This window comes from Serratia sp. 201 (assembly GCF_037027545.1).
In the GTDB taxonomy this organism is placed as follows: domain Bacteria; phylum Pseudomonadota; class Gammaproteobacteria; order Enterobacterales; family Enterobacteriaceae; genus Serratia; species Serratia bockelmannii.
Genome location: NZ_JAXCHC010000002.1, coordinates 1,444,502 through 1,471,278, shown reverse-complemented (window position 1 = coordinate 1,471,278; position 26,777 = coordinate 1,444,502). Strand labels below are relative to the sequence as shown.

Sequence of the window (26,777 nt, the reverse complement as noted above, 5' to 3'; positions counted from 1 at the left end):
TCATGAAGCTCTCATCTCAGGCGCTCACCCTTTCCGCCGTATTGGCCTTGGCCGGCTGCGATAACAGCGCCGTCATTTCGCCAGAGCAACAAATGGGCCCGGACCCGACGTTGCCGGCGGCGCAAGACTTTCTGATGCCGCCGATGCAGGTGCCTAAGGGCGTTGGCTGGCAACAAGATCAGACGCCGAAAGTGGCGGAAGGCTTGAAAATCGATAAGGTGGCGGACGATTTGCTTCATCCGCGTCAGTTGCTCGCGCTGCCCAATGGCGATGTGTTGGTCGTGGAGGCCAACGGGCCGGGCACGGAAGCGGTGAGCACGCCCAAGCAGCTGATCGCCGGCCTGGTGAAAGGCCAGTCCGGTAAAGGCGGTAAAGGGGGCAATCGTATCACCCTTCTGCGCCCGACCGCCGGCGGCAACTGGGAAAAGCATGTCTTCCTCGAGGGGCTCGATTCCCCGTTCGGCGTCCAGCTGATTGGCAATACGCTGTACGTGGCCAACACCGGCAATATCATGCAGTACGCCTATCAACCGGGCGAAACGCGCATCAGCGATCCGGGTAAAGAGCTGGCCGATCTGCCGAACACTATCAATCACCACTGGACCAAAGCTCTGCTGGCCAGCCCGGACGGCAAAAAGCTGTATGTTGGCGTCGGCTCCAACAGCAACATCACCGAAAATGGCCTGGCCGTAGAGTACCGGCGCGCCGCGGTACTGGAAGTGGACACCGCCTCCGGCGCCAGCCGCATCTTCGCCAGCGGGCTGCGCAACCCGACCGGGCTACAGTGGGAACCGCACAGCGGCAAGCTGTGGGCCATCGTCAACGAGCGTGACGAGATCGGCGCCGATCTGGTGCCGGACTACCTGACCTCGGTGCAGGACGGCGGCTTCTACGGCTGGCCTTACAGCTATTTCGGCCAGCACGTCGATCGTCGGGTGCAGCCGGCGCGGCCGGATCTGGTGGCGAAAGCCATCAAACCGGACTACGCCCTCAGCTCGCACGTCGCACCGCTGGGGCTGCTGTTCTACACCGCGAGCGCTCTGCCGGCCGAGTATCGCGGCGGCGCCTTTGTCAGCGAGCACGGCAGCTGGGATCGCTCGCCGCTGAACGGCTACCGAGTCAGCTACGTGGCGTTTGAACAAGGCAAGCCGGTCGGCAAGCTCAAAGCCGTGGTGACAGGTTTTGTCTCCGATGATGAGAAGGAACTCTATGGCGCCCCTGTGGGCCTGGCGATCGACAAGACCGGTGCTTTGCTGGTTGCGGATGACGTCGGCAACACCGTCTGGCGCGTCAGCGCGAACTAAGGTTACGGGCGGGTTCCGGTGAACTCGCCCGTGACATTGTCACTCATCCCTCTGCGCCAGCCAGATCGTCATAAAGCGGAATAATCGTGCTCGCCAGTTTTTCCGTCATTAATATTGTCCCCGTCACGTTATTGGCGCAAAAAAAAATAGCCTTTGGTCAGGATTAAAGCGCTTATCCGATAATATATTCATCAACAGACCGTTGACCAGAAATAAAAGGTTTTAACATTTCTACATAAACCAGTACAATTCCCTACCCTGTGTTAACCCTTTTTTTAGGTTGATTGTGTCGTTAATTCAGCGCTCTGCATCGCGAAATCGGGCCGCCGCCTGGTTAGGGATGTTTGCCATTCTGATGTTGTTCATTGCGCCGGTGGTCTCGCGATCCCTGGAGCATGTACGCGCCGGAAGTGCTGGAACGACCGCCATGGCGGATTGCGGCATGGCGATGCCGATGCATCATGGTATGCACTCGCCGCCGCCTGAGCCTGAAAAAGCCTCACAGCCGCTGATGCAGCACGGCGGCGGCCACCACAACATGGCGATGATGATGGACGACAGCGCCTGCGGCTACTGCGTGCTGTTGCTGCACGCGCCGCTGCTGGACGTGAGCCACGCCCCGCTGTTCTGGTCCCAGTCGCTGGCTTCACGCCCGCCGCCGATCCATTACCTCGTTCCCCTGTTTGCCCACGTCGTTCACACCGAATTACAGCCGCGCGCGCCCCCCGTCTCTTTCCTCTGATTTAACCGCAAACCCATTGCCGTTCTCTGTATTGCCGTTGATTGCTTCAACCCGGCGGAATTAACTCGCCCAACGGTTAATCATCGAGACGACATTATTAGTCCGGTTATTTCCACGTCGATGGAATTAACCTCCCGTATTTACCGATGGTGATTTTCGCCAGGCCGCCCTACGCCTGAATAATCCCTCGGCCAAGAACGGAATAGAGTTAGCTTAAGGAAAGATGATGTTTAAACCGACTTATAAAAAGAACGCCGTCACCCGCGCCATTACCACCGCCATGCCGTTGTTCCTGCTGGCTGGCCACGCGGCGCAGGCGCATCAACCCCCTACCGGCGCCCAGGTTAATGATGGCGACGTGATCACCGTTACCGCACCGCTCTACTCTCCGCTGACCATCGTGACGTCACCGAAAACTCCGCGCCAGCCGGTGCCGGCCAGCGATGGCTCGGACTACCTGAAAACCATTCCCGGCTTTTCTCAGATCCGCAACGGCGGCACCAACGGCGATCCGGTGTTCCGCGGCATGTTCGGTTCGCGGTTGAAGATCCTCACCGACGGTTCGGAAATGCTGGGCGCCTGCCCATCGAGAATGGATGCGCCCACCTCTTACATCTCGCCGGAAAGCTTCGATCTGCTGACCATCACCAAAGGGCCGCAGACGGTGCTGTGGGGGCCGGGATCGTCGGCGGGCACCGTGCGTTTCGAACGTGAACGTCCGCGCTTCGACGAGCCGGGTATCAAGGGCAACGCCAGCGTACTGACCGGCTCCAACGGCCGCTGGGACGAGAATATCGACGCCAGCCTCGGCGCCGAGCAAGGTTACTTGCGGGTGATGGCCAACAAATCTCGTTCCAACGATTATCAGGACGGCACCAATACGCGTGTGCCGTCGCGCTGGGACAAGTGGAACGGCGATCTGGCGCTCGGCTGGACGCCGGACAACGATACGCTGCTGGAAGTGACCATGGGCCGCGGCAACGGCGAAGCGCGCTATGCCGGCCGCAGCATGGACGGTTCGCAGTTCAAGCGCGAAAGCCTGGGCATGCGGGTGGAAAAATCCAACATCGGCGAGGTGCTGGATAAGCTGGAAGCGCAGGTCTACTACAACTACGCCAACCACGTGATGGACAACGTCACCCTGCGCTCGCCGGGCAGCGGTGGCATGGGGGGGCACGGCGGCCATGGCGGTATGAGCATGGGGGGCCACGGCGGGCACATGATGTCTTCCGGCATGACGATGCAGCTCGATCGCCGCACCGTCGGCGGCCGCGTGATGGGCACCTGGCAGTGGCAGGACGTGAAGCTTGAAAGCGGCCTGGACACGCAGACCAACACCCACCGCAGCATGAGCCGCGGCAGCTGGGAAAAAGACGCCCAGTTCAACAGCTACGGCGCCTTCAGTGAGCTGACCTGGTCCACCAGCGAGCAGGATAAACTGATCGGTGGCGCGCGTCTTGATCGCACCCTGGTGGAGAATTTCCGCAGCGGCAGCGATGGGGAGCGTTCAGACACCCTGCCTAGCGGCTTTATGCGTCTTGAGCATACGCTGGCCGACCTGCCGCTGATGTTGTATGCCGGCGTCAGTTATACCGAGCGCTTCCCGGATTACTGGGAGTTATTCTCGCCGAAGCTAGGCCCGAACGGCAGCAAGGATCCGTTCTCCAGCGTCAAGAGCGAGAAAACCACGCAGCTCGACATCGGCGCGCAGTACAACGGCAAGCGCTTCAACGGCTGGGTCTCCGCTTATGTGGGCCGCGTCGATGATTTCATCCTGTTCAAATACGATCCGCACAATGCGCGTCTCAGCCAGGCCGATAACGTCAACGCCAACATCATGGGCGGCGAAATGGGCATGGGTTATCAACTGAGCGAGCACTGGAAAACCGACGCCAGCCTGGCCTATTCCTGGGGGAAAAACACCAGCGACGGCCGCCCGCTGCCGCAGATCCCGCCGCTGGAGGCACGCTTGGGGCTGACCTATGAGTACGGCGACTGGAGTGGCACCGGGCTGTGGCGTTTGGTCAGCAGCCAAAACCGCGTGGCGATCAACGAAGGCAACGTGGTGGGCAAAGACTTTGCCGAAAGCGCCGGCTTCGGCGTGCTCTCCGCCAACGCCGCCTACAAGGTGAATAAAAACGTCAAGCTGAGCGCCGGTCTGGATAATATCCTGAACAAGACCTACAGCGAGCACCTCAACCTGGCGGGCAACAGCGCCTTCGGCTATTCGGCCAACAGCGCGGTGAATGAACCGGGCCGCACCCTGTGGGCCAAGGTTAACGTCACCTTCTAAGCCATCCACCGGGCGATGGGCAACCGTCGCCCGGTCATGCGATATGCGATCCGGTTCTTAGGATATGAGTTTTAAGTTTTTCCCATTCGGTTTAGCGGCGATTACTATCACCCTCAACGTAATCAACGATCCGGAGGGAATATGCAAAAGCTCACTCGTTTTCTGGCCCTGCTCGGCGAGCTGATGATCGAAAAAGCCGACGATGTCGCGCCACAGGCTACTCAGCCAGACGATCGCGACGACGCGTTGCCACCGCGCCTCGAGCGTGGCGTTCCGCTGGCCGACCGCTTCCTGTTCATGTGATTTACCGCGCAGTTTAACCCGCTTACACTGACCGCACGATATGTTCGCGCAGCCACCGGTGCGCGGGATCCCGATGCGATCGTTCGTGCCACAGCATGGTCATTTCAAAACCCGGCACCGCCAGCGGCGGCTTGAGTTGTTGCAATAAAGGCTGGTTGCGCACCAGCCGCTCCGGCAGCATCGCCACCAAATCGGACTGCGTCAGCACCGAGATCACGAAGAGAAAATGCGGCACGGAAAGCACCACGCGCCGCGTCAGCCCCACGTCCGCCAGCGCTTGGTCGGTGATGCCGTAGAAACCGCCGCCGTCCGGTGAGACCATCACCTGCTCCAATTGGCAAAATTGCGTTAGCGTCAGGTTTTCATGCAGTTTAGGATGGCCGACTCTGCCCACCAGCACATAGCGTTCACTGAACAGCGTGCGCTGACGCAAACCGGGCGGCGCCCCTTCACGGGTGTGAAACGCCAGATCGATCTCTCCCTGTTCCGCCAGTTTGGCGATGCGTGACGGCGCGGTTTCCAGCACCGCCAGCCGGGTGCCGGGCGCCGCCGTGCGCAAACCGTTCAGCGCCGGCAGGACGATGGTGGATTCGCCGTAGTCGAAGGCGGCCACACGCCAGGTATCGGTCGCCACGGCGGGATCGAACGGCGTCGCCGGCGTTACCGCCAACTCAAGCGCCGCCAGCGCCTGGCGCAGCGGTTCCCGCAGCTGCTCCGCTCTGGCGGTAGGACGCATGCCGCGCGGGCCGGGCAACAGCAGCGGATCGTCAAAGATCGCCCGCAGTTTGGCGAGATGCACGCTGACCGCCGGCTGAGAGAAATTGAGCCGCTGCGCCGCGCGCGTAACGTTGTGCTCCGCCAGCAGCGCGTCGAGCGTCACCAGCAGATTGAGATCCAGCCGCCTTAAATTATTCATGGTTATACCTGGGATAACGGTAATTCATTTCTAATATACCTTGTGACGCCCTAACCTGCAGCTCTCACACCAAGGAGCGTTGTTATGAATGTGCTGATTGTTTACGCCCACCCGGAGCCGCAGTCGCTGACCGGCTCACTGAAAAACTTCGCCGTTGAGCGCCTGACGCAGGCCGGTCATCAGGTACAGGTGTCCGATCTGTACGCCATGAAGTGGAAAGCGGCACTTGACGCCAACGACAGCCTGGAAGGTGCATCAGGGCCCCGTTTCGATCCTTCGTTGGATTCCCAGCGCGCGTTTGCCAACGGCGTGCAGAGCGCCGATATCGAACGGGAGCAGCAAAAATTGCGCTGGGCGGACGCGGTGCTGCTACAGTTTCCGCTGTGGTGGTTCTCGATGCCGGCGATTCTGAAAGGCTGGTTCGAGCGTGTCTATGCCTATGGTTTTGCCTATGGCGTCGGTGAGCATTCCGATACGCATTGGGGCGACCGTTACGGCGAGGGTATGTTGGCGGGCAAACGGGCGATGCTGATCGTCAGCGCCGGCGGGTGGGAATCCCATTACGCCCCGCGCGGTGTCAACGGGCCGATCGACGATATCCTGTTTCCGATCCAGCACGGCATACTGCATTACCCGGGATTCGAGGTGTTACCGCCGTTTGTCACCTATCGTGCCGGAAAGACCGACGAGACGCGCTTCGCCGCCCTGTGTGAACAGCTCGGACAGCGGCTCGATAATCTGTGGCACACTGAGCCGATTCCGTTTCGGCGGCAGAACGCCGGTGACTACCTGATCCCGCAGCTGACGCTGAAAGCACATCTCGCGCCGGGGCAAGACGGTTTTAGCATTCACCTGAAATAGCGCGAACCGCTCCTCTTATCGCGGCGCTGACGCAGCGCCGCCCCCGAGGAGGAGTTTGGCGCCCAATCCCATCATGACCAAGCCCGTAAATCTCTGCTGCCACACCAACAACCGAGGATTGCGGGCGAGCCATTGCCCCACGGTGCCGGAGGCCATAGCGACAGAGCCCAGCGAAAGGATCCCGGCCAGCTTCTGAATGGAACCTAAAACGAGCAATTGCAACCAAACCGGCCCGGTTTCAGGGTTAACAAACTGCGGGAGGAAAGCAAACATGAACAGCAGCGACTTAGGGTTGGTCAGGCTGTTAATTGCCCCTTCTTTCACCGCCTGCCACCCGGTCATCATCCGGGGTTTCAGCACGGCATCGGAACGCTGCCGGCTTACCTTCAGCATTTTTATCCCCAGCCAGACCAGATAGGCGGCCCCAACCCAACGCAATACGTCCAACGCCAGCGGATAACTATGCAGCAGCGTGGCGAGGCCGAGCACCAGCATGGAAACCTGCACCATACCGGCGACAAAAACCATGCCGAAAACATTGAGCAGCGCGATGCGACGGCCTTGGCCGATACCCCGGGCCAGCGTGAGCATCATGTCCGGTCCGGGAGAGAGTTCCAGAAGGGTGAGTGCAACAAGAAAAGCAATAAACGTTTCGGCTGAAGGCATGGGGGTTATCACCGGCGAGTCAAAGGATACGGCAATCATATTCCTCCCCGGACATTCGCAACAGCACTATCAGGCGCATCCGGGGAGTGTCGTTAACTCAGGGCGGCGAGAAATGCCTGATAGCCTTGCGCGCTGCTATCCAATTCGTGGGATTGCAGCGGTTCCACCGTCCCGTCCGAAGCGGCTTCCTTGCCGTAAAAGGCAAAGAACGAGGCATAATCAGCCCGCACGTAATCGGCGGTCACTTCAAACGGCCGGAAGATCTCCTCCAGCGAGTAGCGATAACGCCCTTCACGCGCGTAATCTTCTGCGCGCACGCCCGCCGTGACCGCCAGCGCCAGTTTCTTGTTCTGCATCTTATAGCCGCTGCGGGAACCGTAGGCCCAGCCGTAGGTGAGCACGTCGTCCAGCCATTTTTTCAGCAGCGGCGGGCTGCTGAACCAGTAAATCGGGAACTGCAGCACGATGTTGTCATGCGCTTCAATCAACTGCTGTTCTTTGGCGACGTCGATCTGCCAGTCCGGATAGGCCTGATGCAATTCGTGCACCGTATACCGCTCCGGATAGCGACGCAGTTCCTCCAGCCAACGTTTGTTAACCACCGAGTTCGCCATATCGGGATGGGCCACGATCACCAAGGTTTTCATACTGATTTCTCCAGTCAGGTGTTTCGACGCATCTTAGGGTATGCTGACAGAATGTAAAATACGCACACTCACGACACATACTTACCTTGGAGAAAGTATAAAATGACCGCCGAATCTCACTGCAGCCCAACGGGCATCAGTCTCGAAGACACCGGCTATGGCTACACCCTGTCGGTGATCAACGGCAAATATAAAATGATTATTCTCTACTGGCTGGCGCTGTATAAGCCAGTATTGCGGTTCAACGAGCTGCAGCGCTGCATCGGCACCATTTCGTACAAAACGCTGAGTTCGACGCTGAAAGAGCTGGAAAAAGATCGCCTGGTGGTGAGAAAGGAGTATCCGCAGATCCCGCCCAAGGTGGAGTACAGCCTGTCCGAACGCGGGCGTTCGCTGATCCCGGTGATCGACATGATGTGTAACTGGGGGGAACAGCACCGGCCGGAACAGCCGGTGCCCTGAGGGGTTAGTTGTCCGCCGCCGCTGAGGTTGCCGGAGCGGGATCGTCGTGCTCAACCAACGCGTCCGCCGGCCGGCACTGGCGCAGCGTGCGCACGCTGAAAGCCACCAGCACGCCCAACAAGGCGGCGAATGCACCAAACGACAGCACGCTCATCAACGGGGTGAACACCCTGCCCAGTACGCCGAGCCCCAGCGCACCGATCGAGTCGCCGGTCACGTCCTGCGCGGTGCCCAGGCTGTTCACCCGTCCCAGCAAATGATCCGGCGTGTTGCTCTGGATCAGCATGAACTGCAGAAGTGAGGCGATAGCGTTGGCGTAGCCGTAGCACACCAGCGCCAGCAGCGCCGGCGCCAGGTGGCTGAACAGCCCCAGTGACGCGATGGCGGTGAACGCGACGATAGCGGCGACCAGGATCAGCACGCCAGGGCGAGCGTATCGCCCCACCCAGCCGCTGGTCAGCGCGCCCAGCATCGCACCGAGCGGCACCGCGGAGTACATCAGGCCGATAGAGGACGCGCCAACGTGGTAAGCGTCCTGCGCCAGCGCCGGGAACAGCACCCTGACGGCGCCGACGATGCTCATCAGCATCCCCAGCAGCACCACCGAGCCGACCACCTTATTGCGCCAGACAAACTGGAAGCCGCTGGCGAGCGCGCGCAGCGGGTGTTCCGGCTCCTGCTGCTGCGGCAGCAGCGTCGGCAAGCGCACCAGCGGGACCAGGGTGCCCAGCGTCCCTGCCGCCGCGACGGCGAAGGCGAGACCGACACCCCCGAACACGATGATAATCCCGCCCAGCGCCGGTGCGAGGATCGCGCCGATGCGCACCGTCACCATGCTCAAGGCCCCTGCCGCCGCCAGGTTTTCACGCCCGACCAGCAGCGGGATCACGGCCATCAGCGCCGTCATACCCAGCGCGCCGAAGAAGCCGTCCCAGGCCGCCAGCAGGTAGAGCGCCCACAACGACGGTGCCGGGGCGAAGGCGTTCAGGCTCAGGGCGACAAAGCCCAGCCCGCAGGTGCCGCGCGCAAACAGGATAAGCTTGCGGCGATCGTAGCGATCGGCAAGCACCCCGCCCAGCATCAGGCCGATAAACATGCCCACCCCGTCCAGCGCCACCGCCACGCCCACCTGCAAGGTGGAGCCAGTCATCGCCTGGATCTGAATCGGCACCCCTACCGCTAACATGCCGAGGGAAAACACCGACAGCATGCGGGCGCAGAAAATCGCGCGGAAATGCGCATTGCTTCTCAGCAAACTGAAATCAAGAAAAAAAGAAGGTCTGGCCATAGTGTCCTGCATGTCATGTTTTAGTGCGGGCCGGGACGCACGCCCCCCGGCCCGGTTGCGTTATACCAACCCGTATTGCCGCGTCAGCAGCGAATGCAACAGCGGCCCAAGCGTTTCCAGCGAAACCGGCGACAGAATGTCCGCGTGTTCGCAGCGCTGATGATGGCAGATCAATCCATCCAGATACGGCGCCCACACGGCGTCGATATCCATCTCCGGCGGTAGCGTCTGGTCGGCGACAAACAGCGTTGCCGTGCCGTGGAAGCGCCGGCTGCGCGCCTGAGACAGAATGCGCACCGCGTCGCGGTAGTTGGCGACGATGCTGTCGAACATCGCCGCCTTCTCCGCCATCAGCGCCGGATCGCCATGATCTTCCGCCATAAACTCGGCCTGTTCCTGTGCCACCTCTTTCTGCGCGTCCTCCTCGCTGGGGCCGGTCCAATCCTGGCCTTCCGGCGGATAGGTATCCAGCATGCCGAGGAACGCCACCTCTTCACCCTGCTGCTGCAGGCGCGCGGCCATCGAGTGCGCCAGCGTGCCGCCGAGCGAATAGCCCAGCAGGTAATAAGGTCCCTGCGGCTGCAGGCGGCGCAGATTGGCCAGATGACGATCGACCATCTGCTCAATGTCCTCGCAGGTGGCGATAGCGCCATCCGGCCTTGGCGACTGTAGGCCGATGATCGGGTAGTTCCCTGGCAGATAACGGCTCAGCCCCGAGTACTGCCAGGCGAAACCGGAAGCCGGATGCAGGCAGAACAGCGCGGGGCCTTGACCCGCCCGCAGCTGCAGGCACTCGCCGACGCCACGGCTCTCGGCCGAGTTGGCGGCCTGTGCGTCATCGAGCAGGTGCGCCATCTTCTCTAGGCTACGGGCAAACATGATTTGCCCGACGCTCAGTGGCCGAGGGACGCGCCGACGCAGCTCCGCCGCCAGACGCATCGCCAGCAGCGAATGGCCGCCCAGCGCGAAGAAGTCGTCGTCGGCATACACCGTCTCACGCCCCAGCAGTTCCCCGAACAGCGCTGCCAGCAGGCGCTCGCTGTCGCTCTCCGGCGTGCGGCCGCTCTGGTGGCTCAGCTGCGGCCGTGGCAATGCCTTGCGATCCAGTTTGCCGCTGGCACTGAGCGGGAAGCTGTCGGTCATGACATAGCTGACCGGCATCATGTGCGCCGGCAAACGTTGCTCCAGCGCCTGATGCAGCGCGCCGGTATCCAGCGTCACGCCCGGTTGGGCGATCAGCCAGGCAACCAGCTGGCGCATATCGGCCCCGCCCAGCCCCGTCGCGCCCTCGCCCAGTTCGATGGCGTGCACCGCCGCTTGCGCTACCCCCGGCTGTGCCAGCAGCGCCTGCTCGATTTCGCCCAGCTCGATACGCTGGCCACGGATCTTCAGCTGATCGTCGCTGCGCCCCAAATACTCGACGCTGCCGTCTTCCAGCCAGCGGGCGATATCGCCGGTGCGATACATGCGCGCGCCGTTGCCGGCGGGATCGGCGACAAACCGCTGCGCCGTCAATCCCGGCCGATGCAGATAACCATCGGCCAGCTGAATGCCGCGCAGGTAGAGATCGCCGGCGCAGCCGACGGGCACCGGCCGCAGCATGGCGTCGAGAATGCTCAGTTGGGTGTTCCAGACCGGTTTGCCGATCGGCACGCCGGCGCCGTTCACCGCCGCCAATGCCGCGCCGGACGCCGGTTGATAGGTGACATCGACCGCCGCCTCCGTCGGGCCATACAGGTTGTGCAGCGGTGCGGTAACCAACGCCTGATAGCGGGAAGCCAGTTCACACGACAGCGCTTCGCCGCTACAGAACACGCGTTTCAGGCTGGCGGCGGCGCGCTGTGGCGCCCGCTCGTTCAAGGCCTCCACCCAGATAGCCAACATGGATGGAACGAAATGCAGCGTGGTCACGCCATAGTCGTCAATCAACGTCGTCAGCGCCTGCGGATCGCGGTGCGCCTCCGGCGGCGCCATCACCAGGCGCGCGCCGACCATCAGCGGCCAGAAGAACTCCCAGACGGAAACGTCGAAGCTGCACGGCGTTTTCTGCAAGACCACGTCCTGCGCATCGAGCGCATACTCGTGCTGCATCCAGAACAGGCGGTTGACGATCGCCCGGTGGTTCACCACCACGCCTTTCGGCCGCCCGGTAGAGCCGGAGGTATACAGCACGTAGGCGGGATAATCGCCGTTCCCCGCCGGTGGGCGCGGCGCCGGTTCGCGCCCGCTGTCGTCCAGCGCATCGAACCGCAACGTCGGCGCCAGCGCGGCAAAACGGGCATCCAAGGCGCTCTCGGTGATAATCAGCCGTGGCTTGGCGTCTGCCACCATGTAGGCCAGACGCTCATCCGGGTAACCGGTATCCAGCGGCAGCCAGGCGGCGCCGGTTTGCACAATCGCCGTCAGCGCCAGGCTGAGGCGCACGGAACGCGGCAACGCCACCGCGACGATATCGCCCGGCTGAATGCCGGCCGCCGTCAACCGTTCGGCCAACAGCGCGGCCTGGCGCTGCATGTCACGGTAGCTGAGGCTGTGCCCGGCATCCTGCAGCGCGATGCGTTCCGGCGTGCGCCGCGCTTGATCGGCGATCGCCTGATGCAAGGTGGTGTCCGCCACCGCCTGCCCGGTGCGGTTGACCGCCGCGATCAGCGCCTGCTCCTGCGGGATTTGCAACTGCCAGCGCGGCAACGGCAGATCCGGTTGCGCAATCCACTGTTGCAGCAGCGCCATCAGCCGTGCGGCGAAGCGTTCAGGCTGCGGCACCGAGTCGCGGTACTCCATCAGCAGGCGCAGACGGTCGCCCGGCAGCACCAGCAGCGTCAGCGGATAGTGGGTATAGCCTTTGTTGTGGATAGCATCGCAGCGCAAGGAACCTGCGTCGCCCAGCAGGGCGTCGTTGTCCGGGTAGTTCTCTACCACCAACAACGTATCGAACAGCGTGCCCGCGCCGGCCAGATGCTGGATCTCCCCCAACCCCAAATCGTCGTGCTCCAGCAGTTCAATCTGCCGGTGCTGCAGTTCGGTCAGCTGTTCCGTCAACGAACGGTCATGCTGCAGACGAACCCGCACCGGCAGCGTGTTGCTGAATAGGCCAACGTGTTCCTCGACCCCTTCTATCTGGCCAAAGCGGCCGGAAACCGGCGAGCCGAACACCACGTCCTGATGGCCGCAACAGCTGGCCAGCTGCAGCGCCCAAATGCCCTGCATCACGGTATTGAGCGTCAACCCGCGTTCGCGGCACAGGGTCAGCAAGCGCCTTTCCTCGGCCGGCGGCAGCGTCATTTCCAGCTCATGCACGCGATCGTCCTGCGTTTCACCGAACAGCAACGTCGGGCGCACATCCTGCAGCGTCTCGCGCCAGAGGCGGCGTGAGGCTTCGGCATCCCGCGCGGTCAGGCGGCGCACGATATCGGCGTAGTTCGAACGCAGCGGCGGCAGCGCCTGCTCGCCTTCACGCAAGGCCAGCATCAGATCGTTGAGCACCACCGGCGTCGACCAGCCGTCGACAATCAGGTGGTGCGCGTTAAGGAACAGCGTGTAGCGTTCGCTATCGCCGTGTTTGACCCGCAGCGCATGCAGCATTGCGCCCGGCTGGTTGAACAGATCGCGCTGCAGTTCCTGCTGCTCCAATTGATTCAGCGCCAGCGCTTCTTGTTCGGCGGACAGCGGCGGCAGCCTGTGGCTGTCCAGCGGCCAATGGCTTTCCTGCGGTATCAGCTGCAGCGGCTCACCCTCGCGGTTGAATCGGGCGGCCAGCTGCGGATGGCGGCGGATCACCACATCCAGCGCCTGCTGAAGGCGATGCGCGTCCAGTTCGCCGCAAAGGCTCAGGCGCGTCAGCGAGTTATAGCTGCCGCCCTGCTGCGCGGTCTGCGCATGGAACAGCAGGCCGTGTTGCAACGGCAACAGCGGCAGCGCCGCGGCTAACGGCCCGCACTCCCGCTCCCAGGCGCGCACCGTTTCATCGTCAACGTTCGGCTGGGCGATCTCGGCCGCTACCAACGTCGCCGCCGCGCGATCGGGATGCCGTTCGGCAAATTCGCACAGTGCACGCACCGCTTGCTCGATGTCGCTGTGCAGCTGCGTAATGTCGCTCTCGCTGAAAATCCCCTCCAGCCAGCTCCAGTTGATCGCCAGGCAGGCGCCGTCGCGCCGCTCTTCGACAAAGATATTCACCTCCAGGCCATACGACAGCGCCTGCTGCGCATCCTGCGCCACGGCGAAGGCGTCGCGGAAGCGGGTTTGGCTGCGTTGCGGCGCCCAGTTCCCCTCGTCCTGGCTGAAGCGCCCGAGGTAGTTGAATAAAATCTCCGGCGCATTGCGCTGCGCCAGCGCCGCCAGTTCGTCACGCCGCGGATGCAGATAACGCAGCTGGCCGTAACCGATGCCGCGATCGGCTACCGCACGCGTCGCCCGTTTCACCGCGCGCACGGCCTCATTGTGCTCAGCGTCATGCAGTTCGATGCGCAGCGGATACTCCGCCGTCAGCCAGCCGACGGTGCGGGCCAGATCGAGGCCGTCGTCCAGTTCGGCGCGGCCGTGCGACTCCAGAGAGAAACGCAGCGAAGCGGCCTGGAAACGCTGGCGACAGGCCTGAGCCAGCGCGCACAGCATGATCTCTTCAACCTGGGCGCGATAGTTCTGCGGCAAGGTGCCGAGCAACGCGGCGGTCAGCCGGCTGTCGATCAGCGTGCGCCGTTCGCTCACCGAGGCGAGGCGATCGGTCTGCGGATCCAGCGCGCGCCGGCCCAAACGCGGCACGTCGTCCGCCAGCATCTGCCGCCAGAACGGCAGCTCGGCTTCGCGGCGTTCGACGTCGGCTCGTAGGCGTGCAGACCACTCATAGAGCGAGGTTTCTTCCGGCGGCAGCGTGATCGGCTGCCCCTGCATGGCGCTGTCGGCCACTTGCCGCAGTTCGTCGAGCAAGATGCGCCAGGAAACGCCGTCGACCACCAGATGGTGGATCGCCAGCACCAGCCCCAGGCTCTGCTCGTCGCGCTGCAACAGGATGGCTTGCATCATGGCGCCGGCCGCCGGATCGAGATGGTCAAGCGCGGCATCAAACGCCTGTTCTGCCGCTGATTCCAGCTCACCGGACACGGTATTAACCTGCATCAGCTCACCGGCGACGGCGGTTTCAACCACCAACTGACCGTCGCGGATCCGCGCGCCCAGCGCCGGGTGTGCCGTGTGCAGCTGTTCCAACGCATAACGCAGCTGTTGCGGCTGCAGCTCGGCAGGTACACGCAGGAAAACGCCGTGCGCGAAGCGGCGATGCATATCGCCCGTCTCGGCAAACCAGTGCAGGATCGGCAGCCCGTCGATCGGGCCTTGCTGTACGCTGCGTGTAGCCTGAGAGTCTATGGCCAGCGGCTGCATCGCCTGCGCCATGCGCGCGGGGGTGTGCAGCGCGAAGATCTCGCGCGGCCGCAGCAGATACCCTTTGCGCCGCAGGGCGGTACCCAGCCCCATCGCCGAGATGCTGTCGCCGCCGAGCGCGAAGAAATCGTCGTCGGCACCGACGCGATCCATCCCCAGCAGCTGCGCCATGGCGCCGCAAATCAGCCTTTCCTGCTCGGTGGCCGGCTCGCGAATGCTTTGCGCCAGCGTCTCCTGCGGTTTTGGCAGCGCCTGGCGGTCAATCTTGCCATTCACGTTAAGCGGCAGCTCCGGCATCACCACCAGGATCGCCGGCACCATATAATCCGGCAGACGCTGCGCCAGTTGCCCCAGCAGTTCGCTTTGCAGCGTGGGTGAGGCGCGCCGCGCGTCATTCTGCACCGAGCAATAACCGATCAGGCGATAGGTGGCGCCGATCGGCTCGGCGATCACTACCGCCCGCCCCACGTCCGGCAAGGCGGCCAAGGCGCTTTCCACCTCACCCAGCTCGACGCGGAAGCCGCGCACCTTGATTTGGTGATCGGTCCGGCCAATGAATACCAGCTGGCCCTCTGCGCTCCAGCGCATCAGATCGCCGCTGCGGTACATCACCTCGCCTTCGGCGAACGGGTTGGCGACAAAGCGCGCCGCCGTCAGATCCGGGCGCCGCAGGTAACCGCGCGCGATGCCTTTGCCGGAAATGTACAGCTCGCCCGCCGCGCCGATCGGCACCGGCTGCAGCCGGCTGTCGAGCAGCCAGACGGCGGTATTGGCGAGGGGACGACCGATCACCGGCTGATCGGCGGCCGTGACCGGCGCGCCGAGGGTATCGACGGTATATTCTGACGGGCCGTAATAGTTGTGGATCTCCACCTCCGGATGCTGCTGCATCAGGTTCCACAGCGTCGGCGTCGCCGCCTCGCCGCCGATCATCACGAACGCCGGCAGCGGGAACTGCCCCTTCAGCAGGCCGCAGTCCACCAGTTGTGAGAAGAACGACGGCGTGATGTCCAGCAGATCGATCGGCGTCTGTTGGGTTTGTTCCAGAAGCGCCCAGGGGTCGCGGCGCAGCTCCTCGTCGAAGATAACCAGTTCGCTGCCCATCATCATGCAGAACAGCGGTTCCCAGGAGGAGTCGAAAGAAAACGAGGCGGTATGGCCGGCGCGCAAGCGGCGCGCGTGGCGAGCCTGGAATTTTTCGATCGCCGGGCCAAACAGAGAGGCCTGGTGCGACAGGAACAGGTTCAGCAGCCCGCGGTGCGTGGACATGACGCCCTTGGGTTTGCCGGTCGAACCGGAGGTGTAAATCATATAGGCCAGATGCGCCTCGTTCAGCGGCGCACGCCGTTCGTCGTCCGTTATCGGCGTCGCCTCGGCAGCCGCGCAGCGCGCCAGGCACGCTGCGTCGTCCAGGCACAATACCTGCGGCAGATCCGGCATATTGAGCTGCGTCGCGCGGTGGGTCAGCAACATTACCGGCCGCGCGTCGTCGCACATCAGCGCCAGGCGTTCACGCGGGTAATCCAGATCGAGCGGCATATAGGCCGCGCCGCTGGCCAACACGCCGAACAGCGCGACCAGCGTGTCCACCGAGCGCGGAATGCCGATGGCCACCACGTCTTCAGCGCCGATGCCGCTTTCGATTAGCACTCGCCCCAACTGCATCACCCGTTCGGAGAGCTGCCGGTAGCTGAGGCGCTCGTCGCCGCAGGCCACCGCCAATGCCTCAGGCTGGCGCTCAACCTGGCGCTGGAACGCATCCAAGATTGACACCATGCCCGTCGGCGGCGTCAGATCGGCGCCGCGCCCCCAGGCCGCGAGTTGCCTTAGCTCCCCTTCGCCGATCAGCGCCAGTTGAGCGTTCGGCTGGTGCGGCTGTCGCGCCAACTGCTGCAGCCAATGGCCGATGCGCTCCGCGTGATGATGCAAGGTGCGCGGCGAGTATTTGGCCGGGTTGGCGACCAGAGACAGCGTCAGCACGCCGTTGCGAAAGCCGATCTCAAACTCCAGGTCATCGACCGGCCCCATCGCCAGCGTATGGGTAACGGCCGCTTGGCCGTCGAACGACAAGGCGCTGTGGTAGACCTTGACGTTGATCACCGGCCCGTACAGTTCCTGATGGCCACCGACCAGGCCGAGATCGCGCTTGATCTGCTCCGCCTCATAGCGTTGATGGCGGCGCGCCTGTTTGATCTGCGCTACGGTCGCCTGGCAGACGTCCGCCAGCGACAGCTCCGGCGTCACGTTCAGCAGCAGCGGCAGCACGTTGACCACCGGGCCGACCGCCGCCAGCGCCTGCGACCCCATCCGCCGCATGAAAGGAAAACCGACTGAGAAGCGGGTTTCGCCGCTCATGCGCGCCAGATACATCGCCAGCGCCGCCGTGACGATGTCGGCCGGTTGCAGCGCCTGCAACGCGTCGTCGCGCAGCGCTTCGTCAAACAGTGACTCCGGCAGCACCAGCACCTGTTTGAGCGGCCGGGCGCCCGGTTCAACCTCCCGGCTTTCCGTCGATAATGACAGCGGCGACGGCAGTTCGCGCAGATGCTGGCGCCAAAATTCGGCCGCCCGCTCACGTGCGGGCGACGTTTGCCATTGCTGAAACTCTTCCACTACCTTGCCGAACGGGGTAAACGGCGAGGACACCGGCGACAGCCCGTGGCGCAGCGCGCGATAGATATCGGCGATCCGGCGGGTGATGGCTTCGAAACTGAAGCCGTCCAGGGTCAGATGATGAAAGCGCTGGTACCAAAACCAACGATCGGCGCTGACGCGGATTATCGCATGGCGATAAAGCGACCGTTCGCCGTCCGCAGGCAAATCCTGCGCCAGATCGTCGTTCATCAGCGCCAGCGCCGCCTGTTCGGCGTCCGGCTGCGCGCTGAAATCGAACCACTCCGGCGCCTGTACGCGCGCAGGGTCGGCTATCAACGGGAGACGCTGCACCGGCTGGCCGTCCTGCGCCTCAAAGAACCGCGCCTGAACCGTATCCGCTTCGGCCAGCCCCTGACGGATCGCGCGCTCCAGCGCCGAACGATCGATAGCGCCGTGCAATTCGGTGTAGTGCGCCACGGCGAAGCTGTTACGCCGCAGCGCGATTTGGTCGGCGATCCAGATCCCCGGTTGCGCAGCAACCAGCGGATAATCCCGATACTCGACCTGAGTATCCGGTAAAGAAAGCGTTTCTGACATGGTGTCTGTCCTTTCCCTCAAACGGAATGTATCGATGTGGCTGCCTGGCGCTTAACGCGCCGCATCCGCCGCTTTCAGCGCCGCCGGCCGCATGTCCTGCCAGTGCGTTTCGATGTAGTCGATGCATTCACCGCGTGACGCCGGCCCCATCAACACGCGCCATCCCTGCGGCGTATCGGCAAACTGCGGCCACAGCGAATATTGCTGTTGCGCGTTGATCAGCACGGAGAAACGGAGATTTTCGTCATCGAACGGGTTTTGTTGTTCCTGAGTCATTTGCCTTACCTGTCTGTCAAAATGTGTGGGTTATTCCATCGCGGAAAGCAGTTGGCGCACGCCGTCCACCAGGCCACCGCGCCAGCAGAGCGCATCGTGCCCGCCGGAAAACACGCGGTATTCGGCGCGGTGCCCTGCCGCCGTCAGCGCCTGATGCATCTGGCGATTGACGAATTCGATGTCCGCCTCCCGATCGCCGGCTTGCTGAATTACGGTGAGCGTGGCTGCCGCTGCGCTGCGTTGCCGAACCTGGCGTATCAGCCAGCCTTCCTCCAGTTCGTGGCGTTTTTCGAACTGGGTAACGAATTGCACCGTAGGCCACCAGAAGGAGCCGGACTGGCTCAGCACGTGGCCGAAGCGCTCTGGCCAGTGCAACCCGGCATATAACGCCGCCAGCCCGCCGTAGCTCTGGCCGGCGACGACGGTGCGCGCCCCTGCCTCGCTGAAGGGTTCGCGCCGCTGCGCCTGCGGCAACAGTTCGTCGATCACCGCCTGCCAAAACGCGGCGTTGCAAGGCAGCTCGTTTTCCCGGTGTTCGCCGTCGATCGCATCGATCAGCAGCCAACATGCGGCCGGCAGGTGCCCTTGTGCGGTTTCGTGCTCGATCACCGGCAACAGCGCGTGCTTTTCGATCCAGTTTTGGCCATCGAGCAGCAGCACCAGCGGGCGATTCGCTTTCATCGCCGCGTCGCCGCTGGCATACAGCCAAACTCGCCGCTGGTTATCCAGCCGTTCGCTCTGCCACTGGAAAAGCTGCAGCCGCGCCTCCTCCAGTGGCCGATCGACGGCCTGCCAGGCGCTTTGATCGTCGGCATCCGGCCCTTGCGCCAGGGATACGGGCCGCGGGCGATGAGACGGTCCCAACGAGAGACGATTCAGCGGATCGGCAATCGCCAACGGGGACAGCGATACCCACCAGGCACGCTGCTGGCGGTCGCGCAACGTTTCGTCGTCGCTGAATGCGGGGGGAAGATCCCGGTCGGTAATGGGGATCAGGCTGTAGCTACCGCGCCAGCGGCGATCGACTACGGCCGAGCCGTACCAAACGTCGGTGCCGGGGAGCCGGGTCAGGCCGCTGGGGGACGTGCTGTGGTGATCGGTAATGCCGTTGATATCGGCGTAAACGCGGCATATCGGCGAGTGCCGTTCATCGCCGGCGGGATCGCGCCATAGCCAGGTCATTTTGACGTGACTGTCATCGTGCGGTTCGACGACAGGCGTGCCCTGAGCGGCAACCTTCTGCCACCACGCGGATTGCCCTGCCGCCTCTTCACGCAGCCACTGCGCCGCCAATCCCTCACGACCGTTTTCTGGCCTCTTTTCCGGCAAAAACTCCATAGCGCCCCTTACATAACATGAGTGTCTTTTACAAAACCTGACAATCGTATTGATACTCATTATCATTTTCAATACTATTTGTCGGATTTTTACCGTCGTGCAAACACGACGTCTCCACGTCGACGGGACAAGACCGCTTGTCGGCATTTCGGGGTTTATCAGGGTGGCATGACACACAAAAGCAGGTATTCAGGAGAGATAATGAAGACTAAAAACAAAGGGATAGAAAACGCGAACGCGGAGGCGATGTCCGCCAAGCGTCTGTTGCTGGGATCGGCGCTGGCCTTACTGCCCTTGGCGCCACACGCGTCCGCCGCAGCGGACGAGACGATTCTGGTGACCGCCGACGCGCAAAACAGCGTGACCGCGCCGGTCAAAGGGAGCGTCGCCAAAGAGAGCGCTGCCGGCACCAAGACCGCCACCGCTCTGCGCAAGACGCCGCAGTCCATCTCGGTGGTCACGCGCGAGCAGATGAACGATCAGGAGCCGGCGTCGGTCGCCGACGCGCTGAACTACACCAGCGGGGTGATCACCACCTACCGCGGCAACTCCAACCGCAATGACGAAGTGATCAGCCGCGGCTTCCGTTATGCGCCCAAGCTGCTCGACGGCCTGCACTTTGGCCTCTCGAGCCAAAACGGCGGCGCCGGGCAGATCGATCCCTGGCTGCTGGAGCGCGTGGAGATGGTGCACGGCCCGGCCGGCGTGCTGTACGGCCAGGTCAGCCCCGGCGGCGTGGTGGTGATGACCAGTAAACGCCCCACCGCCCAGAGCATTCACGAAGTCAAATTCAGCACCGGCAACCGCCATCTGGCGGAAACGGCGTTTGATTTTGGCGGCAAACTTAACGACGACAACACCCTGTTCTACCGCCTGAACGGTATCGCCCGAACCGAACATGAGTTTGTCAAAGACAGCAAGCAGCAACGGGTGGCCATCGCCCCGGCCTTCACCTGGCTGCCGAACGAAGATACCAGCTTTACGCTGTTGACCAGCTACCAGAACGATCCGAAAGCCGGATCGCGTAACTTCCTGCCGCGTTCCGGCACGCTGTTCCCGACCAGCGCGGGCTACGTGCCTTACGACTTCAACGTCAGCGAACCCAGCTTCAACAAGTCGCGGCGCGAACAGGCGTCGATCGGCTACAGCCTCGAGCATAACTTCAGCGATGCGCTGTCGTTTACCCAGAACCTGCGCTTCACCCACCGTGATGAAGACTATAAATATCTGGTTTATAACGTAAACTCGACGGTCAACGACCACACCGTCACCCGCATGGCGCAGCATGAAACGCAGATGACCAACGAGTTTGGCGTGGATAACCAGCTGAAGGGTTTGTTCGACACCGGCGAGGTGAAGCACACGGTGCTGGGCGGGTTGGATTACCGCTACAGCCATATCGATTCGAAGATGTATCGCGATCGCGGTAACGATTACCCGATCGACTGGGCCAACCCGGTTCGCCCCAGCATCGATGGCAGCACGTTGGCGCTGGCTTCCAGCGATTTGAAGACGCTGAATCAGGTCGGGGTGTATCTGCAGGACCAGCTGGAGTGGAATAACTGGAACCTGCTGCTGTCCGGCCGTCAGGACTGGTCGCAGGTCAACACCCGCGATCGCACCAGCGGCGGCAAAGAGCAGACCTATAACGATGCCCAGTTCACCGGCCGCGCGGGCCTGCTCTACGCCTTCGACAACGGCATTTCACCGTATGTCAGCTACAGTACCTCGTTCGATCCTAACCTGTACCCAAGTGCCGCGGGCGCCGATCCGCTCAAGCCGACCACCGGCAAACAAACCGAGGTGGGCGTGAAGTACCAGATCCCGGACGGCAACACCCTGCTGACCCTCTCCTGGTTCGACATCACCCAACGCAATGTGGCGTCTTACAACCGTCTCACCTCCGCCTACGAGCAGATCGGTGAGGTGAAATCCAAAGGGATTGAGGCGGAAGTGCACGCTCAGCCTACGCCGGAGATCACGCTGACCGCCGCTTATACCTACACCGACGTAGTGACCAAAGACTCCAACTCGGCGGATGAAATTGGCCACAGCCCGGCGGGCATCCCGCGCCACGCGGCCTCCGCCTGGGGCAGCTACAGCGTCCTGAGCGGTGCGCTGAACGGCCTGACCGTCGGCAGCGGCGTGCGTTACATCGGCGATGCGCCGGCCGACGCCACCGGCCAGTACGACGTGCCGCACTACACGCTGTACGATGCCATGGTGAAATATGACCTCGGCCAGGCTTCGTCGGCGCTGCGCGGTGCGGCGCTCCAGCTCAACGTGCAGAACCTGACGGACAAGAAATACGTCTCATCCTGCAGCGGCGAGTACGCCTGCTTCTACGGCAGCGGCCGCAGCATCATCGCTTCGGTCAACTACCGCTGGTAACAAAAAGGGGTGGCCAACATCGTAATGTTTGTCAGTTAGCGTTTTTCTGAAGGTATTGATGACGTTTTCGGGCGATAAATGAAAATGAGCAAGGGGCCGTAAGATGCTGCCCCTTGCAACCCACGCCTTTGTCCAATCCCCATGCCGCACGCGGGTTAACTCGTGCGGCATGGTCATCAGGCGTTACGCCCCGCCATCACGCCGCCATCGATATCCCAGATAGCGCCGGTCACCCAGCCAGTCTTGTCAGAAAGCAGGAAAGTGATGGTTTCCGCGATGTCGACCGATGAACCCACGCGTCCGATCGGATGAAAGCTGTCGAAGCTGTTCATCACATCCTTCACGTCGTCTTTCGGAATGAAGCCCTCATAAATCGGCGTGTGAACGACAGCTGGAGAAACCGCATTCACACGGATCCCTTTTTCACCCAGTTCAATAGCCAGGTTTTTGGTCAGCGCGTGCAGACCGGCTTTGGCCATTGAGTAGGCTGAAGACGGTGTGGCACCGATGGCCTGTCGTGCCCACATAGAGCCAATATTGACGATAGCGCCTTTGATATCGGCCTCGACCATATTGCGCACTACGTCGCGGGTGATAAAAAACGTGGCGCGGTTAATGCTCATGTACATGTCATAGTCTGACGCTTCATGTTCTGTAAACGGTTTCGGGAAGAACACGCCAGCCGCATTGACCAGCAGGCTGATATCTTTGTGTTCGGCGTTAATGATGTTCACTACATGCTGCAGACCTTCTTCTTTCATCAGATCTGCAACGATGACGGAAACCTGGCCGTCTGCAGCCAGCGCCTGACAGGCCTGCTCGGCTTTGTCCTGACGATGGCCAACAAGCACCACGCTGCTGCCGCTTTTCAGGACCCGCTTCGCCGTTTCGAAGCCCATACCGCTTGTACCGCCGACCACTAACAGTTTTTTGCCAGCAAAAGATGTATTCATCGCTAACCTCTTTACATTCATCTGGTTGTCATTAATAAGAAGCCTGGCTTCTCATCGTGTGAAACCAGATTGCCACCCTGAAAACCGATTGACGACTGAGAAGAAATTGCGACACAGGAAAGAAAATCTTTCTCGCCGGCGTATACTGAGGAAAAGAATGAATCAGGATGATCACAATGCGATCGTTAAACCGACTTAAATGGCTGCACGCTTTTGAAGCCACCGCCAGGCATGGCAGTTTTACCGGCGCGGCACAGGAGCTGGGTGTCACACCCGCCGCCGTAGGTCAGTTGGTCCGTTCGCTGGAAGACTGGGTCGGACACCCGCTTCTTCACCGCACCCGCTCTGGCAAGGAGCGACTGACGCTGGTAGACGAAGCGCAGGAGGCCCTACAAGATATCACTCAAGGTCTCGATAAACTGGAAACCGGTTTAAGTAAGCTTCGTGGTCGCCGGTCACGCTCGGTGGTCGTGGTGACGGCGTCCCAGGTACTGATGATGAACTGGCTGATGGACCGCCTGAACCGGTTTGCGGAAACGCATGAGAATATCGATCTGCGGCTTAACGTCACGGAAAGGCTGATGGACGTGTCGTATGGCGAGGCAGATATCGGCATTCGCTGTGGACAGGGAGAGTGGCCCGGCGTGAGTAAAACCTGGCTAATGGATGAGGAAGCCGTGCTGGTCTGCAGTCCACGCCTGGCTCCCCCCGAGAAAATGGCCTGCAGTGAATGGCTCGCCTCGCAAAAACTCATTCACGATGACACGCCGCATCCTGGTGCGGATTTTCCATCATGGGGTGATGTATTGAGAGCGGTCGGTGCGCCCGAAACGCGGGAAAGCGGGCTGCATATCAATTCTACTTCAGCAGTGATCCTGTCGGCGCTGAGCGGCAGGGGCGTGGCCATCGTTCGAAACGCTCTGGTAAAGCAGCTTATCGAGAACGGGCAGTTGGTTCATCTCCATCCCGACCATCGCTGGCCACTTAGATGGTCCTACTATCTGGTCACCCCGCAGCAACATGTCATGCGTGATGAAGTGAAAATTTTCCACGACTGGCTTCTTCAGGACGTCGTCTCAGACCGTTCATAAACGATCATCGCAGCTATTGCGCTACCTCGGCATTCGCCCTGGGGCGTCGTGCCCTTTCCCGCCGCCTTTACTCCTGCTTCAATTCCCGCAAGTGCTTGTACACCGTGGCGCGCCCCATCGACAGCACGTTGGCGATGTAGTCCGCGGCGCTTTTGGCCTTGAACGCGCCCTGATGGTAGAGATCGCTGACCAGTCGCCGTTTTTGTTCGCGGCTCAGCGCGCCGAGCGCGGCGTTTTCGCGCCGCAGCCAATCGTGCAGGAAAGTGTTGATCTTCTCCTGCCAGTCGTCTTTGAACAGCTCTTGTGGCTGAGGTTGCAATCGCGTGACCGACAGGAACATGTCCAGCGCGTTGCGGGCGTCCTCGAACATCGCGGTGCTCAGGTTGATGCACAGCAGATAGCTGGGCTTGCCCTGTTCGTCGCGTGCGGCAATGCTCACCGAACGCATCTTTTTGCCGTCCCAGTTCAGCTTCTCATAGGGGCCGGTCACGCCGGCGCCGCCATCGAGCTCGAAGTCTTCCAGCCCGGCGTCGTCGCCCGGTTTGCGCTTCGACAGGTTGTTCGCCAGATAGGCAATCTTGTTGGTGGCCAGATCGTGGATCACCACTTCCGCATTCGGGAAAAACAGCGCCGCGATGCCGTCAGCGACCGAGCGCAAAAGTTCGAGTTGAGAAGAAGAGTTCGGCACGCTGGGGGTCTCCGTATGGCCCGGTTTGGTTTGCTGTTCAGCCGCTTAGCATACCGCAGTTGCCGCCGCTTGCCGAGTGGAGCGGCAGCAAGCGGCGTATCCTTTGCCGGTTATTCCGCCTCGGTGCCACGCCGATAAAACACGTAGCTCTCGCGCGCCACGCTGTCGCGGACCCGATAGCGCCAGATCAGCCCGAGCGTGGTAAACCACAGCGGCATGCTGCACAGCGCGATCAGCGTATCGCTATCGAACACCATCAGCACCAGCGTAAAGGCGAAGAATGCCAGCGTCAGCCAGGCCATCGCGACCCCGCCTGGCATTTTGAAATTGGAATCGGCGTGCAGATCCGGTCGCTTCTGGCGATACACCAGGTAGGCGACCAAAATCATGCCCCAGCTGTAGACCACCAGGATCGCCGCCACGGTAGAGACGATGGTGAACAGCGTCATGACGTTCGGCACCAGTATCAGCAGCAAGGTGCCGGCCACCATGCAGAAGCAGGAAAACAGCAGGCTGCGGATCGGAATGGCCGTGGTGCGAGACAGAATGCGGAACTGACCGTGGGCGTGCTTTTCCATCGACAGGCTGTACAGCATGCGGGTGCTGGAATACACCCCGCTGTTGGCCGAGGACATCGCCGAAGTCAGCACCACGAAGTTGATCACCGCGGCGGCAGCCGGCAGCCCCGCCCGATCGAACAGCATCACGAACGGGCTGCTGTCCGGCGAGATGTGGCTCCACGAGGTGACGGCGATAATGGTCAGCATCGAGCACACGTAGAAGACGATGATGCGCGCCGGGATCGCGTTGATCGCCTTCGGCAACACCTTCTGCGGGTTTTTGGTCTCCGCCGACATCGTGCCCAGCAGCTCGATGCCGGTACAGGAGAAAATGGCGATCTGGAACCCGGCGAAAAAGCCGAAGATGCCGTGCGGCATGAAAATGGCGGGATCGGTGACGTTATACAGCGAAGCGGTCACGCCATCCGGCGAGGTCCATCCGCTGAACACCATCCAGGCGCCGGTGGCGATCAACGCGACGATCGCCACCACCTTGATCATCGCAAACCAGAATTCGGCTTCGCCGAACATCTTGACCGACAGCATATTGAACAGACACAGAAACCCCAGCGTCAGCAGCGCTGGCAACCAGGGCGAGACGTTAGGCAGCCAATACTGCACGTAGCCGCCGCACACCACCACGTCGGCAATGCAGGTCACGACCCAGCTCAGCCAGTAGGACCAGCCGAGAAAAAAGCTGGCGCGCGGCCCCAGGTATTCGGAGACGAAATCGGCGAACGAACGGTAATCGAGCCGCGTGAGCAGCAACTCCCCCATCGCCCTCATGACCATGAACATGAAAAAGCCGACGATGGCGTAAGTCAGTACGATGGAGGTGCCCGACAGCGCGAGGGTTTTCCCGGCGCCCATAAACAGCCCGGTGCCGATGGCGCCGCCGATCGAAATCAGTTGAATGTGGCGCGCGCTCAGCCCGCGCTGCAAGGTTTGGGCACAGTTTGGCCCCTCGGCTGAACCTGGGTTCAGCCGATCGCAGTGATTTTTTGTCATGGTGTTACCTGTCCGTCATTAAGGCGATTAAGCAACCGATATGCGGCTGCAGCAGGAGTGAAACGCCCGTGAGCGTTCTAACCGGCAAAAAAGTGAGACCGAACGCTGCCCGCCCCGTTGTAACAGGGAGGTAATAATAATGGGTACCGAGAAAATGCTCTCGTGAGCCGTCGTATCGCCCACGTTTGGCGAACATAGCCTGAGCGTGGTGGGTAAATACTACAATATCAAATAGTTATGCTTTCCCTTGTGCAACAAAAAAACGACGCCGGAGTCGTTTTAACATTAATTTAACTCTGGCGAGGGGAAATGCCATTGTCAACATGGCAGTTAAATAAAATGAAACTTTTTGATCACATTCAAGCTTCTGAAAAATAGATAAAAAGGGGTTTTATGCGCTTTATATGCATAAAATATGC

The 26,777-nt window shown here is 61.6% G+C and carries 18 protein-coding genes; 8 read left to right on the top strand and 10 right to left on the bottom strand.

Features of this window, described 5'->3' with window-relative positions:
* Positions 1-2: 2 nt before the first annotated feature.
* The 4 genes from WA302_RS15150 (at position 3) to WA302_RS15135 (ending at position 4,642) form a co-directional block, all read left to right on the top strand.
* Positions 3-1,304, top strand: coding sequence for a PQQ-dependent sugar dehydrogenase (locus WA302_RS15150; RefSeq protein WP_261456373.1), 1,302 nt, complete (start codon positions 3-5; stop codon positions 1,302-1,304).
* A 340-nt stretch (positions 1,305-1,644) separates the two neighbouring features.
* A complete protein-coding gene (locus WA302_RS15145; protein WP_089195890.1) occupies positions 1,645-2,046 on the top strand; it encodes a DUF2946 domain-containing protein in 402 nt (133 codons plus the stop codon).
* A 280-nt stretch (positions 2,047-2,326) separates the two neighbouring features.
* Entirely contained in the window at positions 2,327-4,339 is a 2,013-nt protein-coding gene (locus tag WA302_RS15140) for a TonB-dependent copper receptor (RefSeq protein WP_336064477.1), read from the top strand.
* Positions 4,340-4,480: 141 nt separating this feature from the next.
* Positions 4,481-4,642, top strand: a complete 162-nt coding sequence (locus WA302_RS15135; RefSeq protein ID WP_162837924.1) for a hypothetical protein — start codon at positions 4,481-4,483, stop codon at positions 4,640-4,642.
* Positions 4,643-4,664: 22 nt separating this feature from the next.
* Here WA302_RS15135 and WA302_RS15130 read toward each other — a convergent pair whose 3' ends face one another.
* Positions 4,665-5,558 (bottom strand): LysR family transcriptional regulator, encoded by an 894-nt coding sequence (locus tag WA302_RS15130; protein WP_164099693.1) that lies wholly within the window; start codon positions 5,556-5,558, stop codon positions 4,665-4,667.
* 84 nt (positions 5,559-5,642) lie between these two features.
* Between WA302_RS15130 and WA302_RS15125 the strand changes: the two genes are divergently transcribed.
* Entirely contained in the window at positions 5,643-6,419 is a 777-nt protein-coding gene (locus tag WA302_RS15125) for an NAD(P)H-dependent oxidoreductase (RefSeq protein ID WP_025302865.1), read from the top strand.
* 15 nt (positions 6,420-6,434) lie between these two features.
* Here the strand turns inward: WA302_RS15125 and WA302_RS15120 are convergent, their stop codons facing one another.
* Positions 6,435-7,085 (bottom strand): LysE family translocator, encoded by a 651-nt coding sequence (locus WA302_RS15120; RefSeq protein ID WP_072008229.1) that lies wholly within the window; start codon positions 7,083-7,085, stop codon positions 6,435-6,437.
* Between the two features lie 92 nt (positions 7,086-7,177).
* A complete protein-coding gene (locus WA302_RS15115; RefSeq protein WP_043137298.1) occupies positions 7,178-7,732 on the bottom strand; it encodes an NAD(P)H-dependent oxidoreductase in 555 nt (184 codons plus the stop codon).
* 102 nt (positions 7,733-7,834) lie between these two features.
* Between WA302_RS15115 and WA302_RS15110 the strand changes: the two genes are divergently transcribed.
* Positions 7,835-8,194: a winged helix-turn-helix transcriptional regulator gene (locus WA302_RS15110; RefSeq protein ID WP_025302868.1), complete on the top strand. Its 360-nt coding sequence runs from the start codon at positions 7,835-7,837 to the stop codon at positions 8,192-8,194.
* Between the two features lie 4 nt (positions 8,195-8,198).
* Here WA302_RS15110 and entS read toward each other — a convergent pair whose 3' ends face one another.
* The 4 genes from entS to fes are packed head-to-tail and all read right to left on the bottom strand — an operon-like array spanning position 8,199 to position 19,667.
* Positions 8,199-9,482 carry an enterobactin transporter EntS gene (gene entS, locus WA302_RS15105; protein ID WP_169540912.1) on the bottom strand — a complete coding sequence of 428 codons (1,284 nt, stop codon included), beginning with the start codon at positions 9,480-9,482 and terminating at the stop codon, positions 8,199-8,201.
* A 60-nt stretch (positions 9,483-9,542) separates the two neighbouring features.
* On the bottom strand, positions 9,543-18,053 hold the full coding sequence (locus WA302_RS15100) for an amino acid adenylation domain-containing protein (protein WP_336064396.1): 8,511 nt from the start codon (positions 18,051-18,053) through the stop codon (positions 9,543-9,545).
* Between the two features lie 51 nt (positions 18,054-18,104).
* Complete coding sequence (locus WA302_RS15095) at positions 18,105-18,329, bottom strand: MbtH family protein (RefSeq protein ID WP_049295632.1); 225 nt, start codon at positions 18,327-18,329, stop codon at positions 18,105-18,107.
* Positions 18,330-18,359: 30 nt separating this feature from the next.
* Entirely contained in the window at positions 18,360-19,667 is a 1,308-nt protein-coding gene (gene fes, locus WA302_RS15090; RefSeq protein WP_239662951.1) for an enterochelin esterase, read from the bottom strand.
* 201 nt (positions 19,668-19,868) lie between these two features.
* On the opposite strand from fes, the gene WA302_RS15085 reads away from it, so the two are divergent.
* Positions 19,869-22,058 carry a TonB-dependent siderophore receptor gene (locus WA302_RS15085; protein ID WP_164099690.1) on the top strand — a complete coding sequence of 730 codons (2,190 nt, stop codon included), beginning with the start codon at positions 19,869-19,871 and terminating at the stop codon, positions 22,056-22,058.
* Between the two features lie 176 nt (positions 22,059-22,234).
* Here the strand turns inward: WA302_RS15085 and WA302_RS15080 are convergent, their stop codons facing one another.
* The gene (locus WA302_RS15080) at positions 22,235-23,011 is read right to left on the bottom strand and encodes an SDR family NAD(P)-dependent oxidoreductase (protein WP_336064393.1); all 777 of its coding nucleotides are present in this window, start codon (positions 23,009-23,011) and stop codon (positions 22,235-22,237) included.
* 176 nt (positions 23,012-23,187) lie between these two features.
* Between WA302_RS15080 and WA302_RS15075 the strand changes: the two genes are divergently transcribed.
* The gene (locus WA302_RS15075; RefSeq protein ID WP_167324320.1) at positions 23,188-24,102 is read left to right on the top strand and encodes a LysR substrate-binding domain-containing protein; all 915 of its coding nucleotides are present in this window, start codon (positions 23,188-23,190) and stop codon (positions 24,100-24,102) included.
* A 67-nt stretch (positions 24,103-24,169) separates the two neighbouring features.
* On the opposite strand, the gene WA302_RS15070 is transcribed toward WA302_RS15075, so the two are convergent.
* Positions 24,170-24,790: a helix-turn-helix transcriptional regulator gene (locus tag WA302_RS15070; RefSeq protein WP_016927684.1), complete on the bottom strand. Its 621-nt coding sequence runs from the start codon at positions 24,788-24,790 to the stop codon at positions 24,170-24,172.
* Positions 24,791-24,900: 110 nt separating this feature from the next.
* Positions 24,901-26,358 (bottom strand): amino acid permease, encoded by a 1,458-nt coding sequence (locus WA302_RS15065; RefSeq protein WP_049204055.1) that lies wholly within the window; start codon positions 26,356-26,358, stop codon positions 24,901-24,903.
* Positions 26,359-26,777: the final 419 nt, after the last annotated feature.

Bases quoted from the DNA above. Each gene is read 5' to 3' on its own strand.
- WA302_RS15150 (WP_261456373.1), top strand. From the start codon at position 3: ATGAAGCTCTCATCTCAGGCGCTCACCCTTTCCGCCGTATTGGCCTTG.
- WA302_RS15145 (WP_089195890.1), top strand. From the start codon at position 1,645: ATGTTTGCCATTCTGATGTTGTTCATTGCGCCGGTGGTCTCGCGATCC.
- WA302_RS15140 (WP_336064477.1), top strand. From the start codon at position 2,327: ATGCCGTTGTTCCTGCTGGCTGGCCACGCGGCGCAGGCGCATCAACCC.
- WA302_RS15135 (WP_162837924.1), top strand. From the start codon at position 4,481: ATGCAAAAGCTCACTCGTTTTCTGGCCCTGCTCGGCGAGCTGATGATC.
- WA302_RS15130 (WP_164099693.1), bottom strand. From the start codon at position 5,558: ATGAATAATTTAAGGCGGCTGGATCTCAATCTGCTGGTGACGCTCGAC.
- WA302_RS15125 (WP_025302865.1), top strand. From the start codon at position 5,643: ATGAATGTGCTGATTGTTTACGCCCACCCGGAGCCGCAGTCGCTGACC.
- WA302_RS15120 (WP_072008229.1), bottom strand. From the start codon at position 7,085: ATGCCTTCAGCCGAAACGTTTATTGCTTTTCTTGTTGCACTCACCCTT.
- WA302_RS15115 (WP_043137298.1), bottom strand. From the start codon at position 7,732: ATGAAAACCTTGGTGATCGTGGCCCATCCCGATATGGCGAACTCGGTG.
- WA302_RS15110 (WP_025302868.1), top strand. From the start codon at position 7,835: ATGACCGCCGAATCTCACTGCAGCCCAACGGGCATCAGTCTCGAAGAC.
- entS (WP_169540912.1), bottom strand. From the start codon at position 9,482: ATGGCCAGACCTTCTTTTTTTCTTGATTTCAGTTTGCTGAGAAGCAAT.
- WA302_RS15100 (WP_336064396.1), bottom strand. From the start codon at position 18,053: ATGTCAGAAACGCTTTCTTTACCGGATACTCAGGTCGAGTATCGGGAT.
- WA302_RS15095 (WP_049295632.1), bottom strand. From the start codon at position 18,329: ATGACTCAGGAACAACAAAACCCGTTCGATGACGAAAATCTCCGTTTC.
- fes (WP_239662951.1), bottom strand. From the start codon at position 19,667: ATGGAGTTTTTGCCGGAAAAGAGGCCAGAAAACGGTCGTGAGGGATTG.
- WA302_RS15085 (WP_164099690.1), top strand. From the start codon at position 19,869: ATGAAGACTAAAAACAAAGGGATAGAAAACGCGAACGCGGAGGCGATG.
- WA302_RS15080 (WP_336064393.1), bottom strand. From the start codon at position 23,011: ATGAATACATCTTTTGCTGGCAAAAAACTGTTAGTGGTCGGCGGTACA.
- WA302_RS15075 (WP_167324320.1), top strand. From the start codon at position 23,188: ATGCGATCGTTAAACCGACTTAAATGGCTGCACGCTTTTGAAGCCACC.
- WA302_RS15065 (WP_049204055.1), bottom strand. From the start codon at position 26,358: ATGACAAAAAATCACTGCGATCGGCTGAACCCAGGTTCAGCCGAGGGG.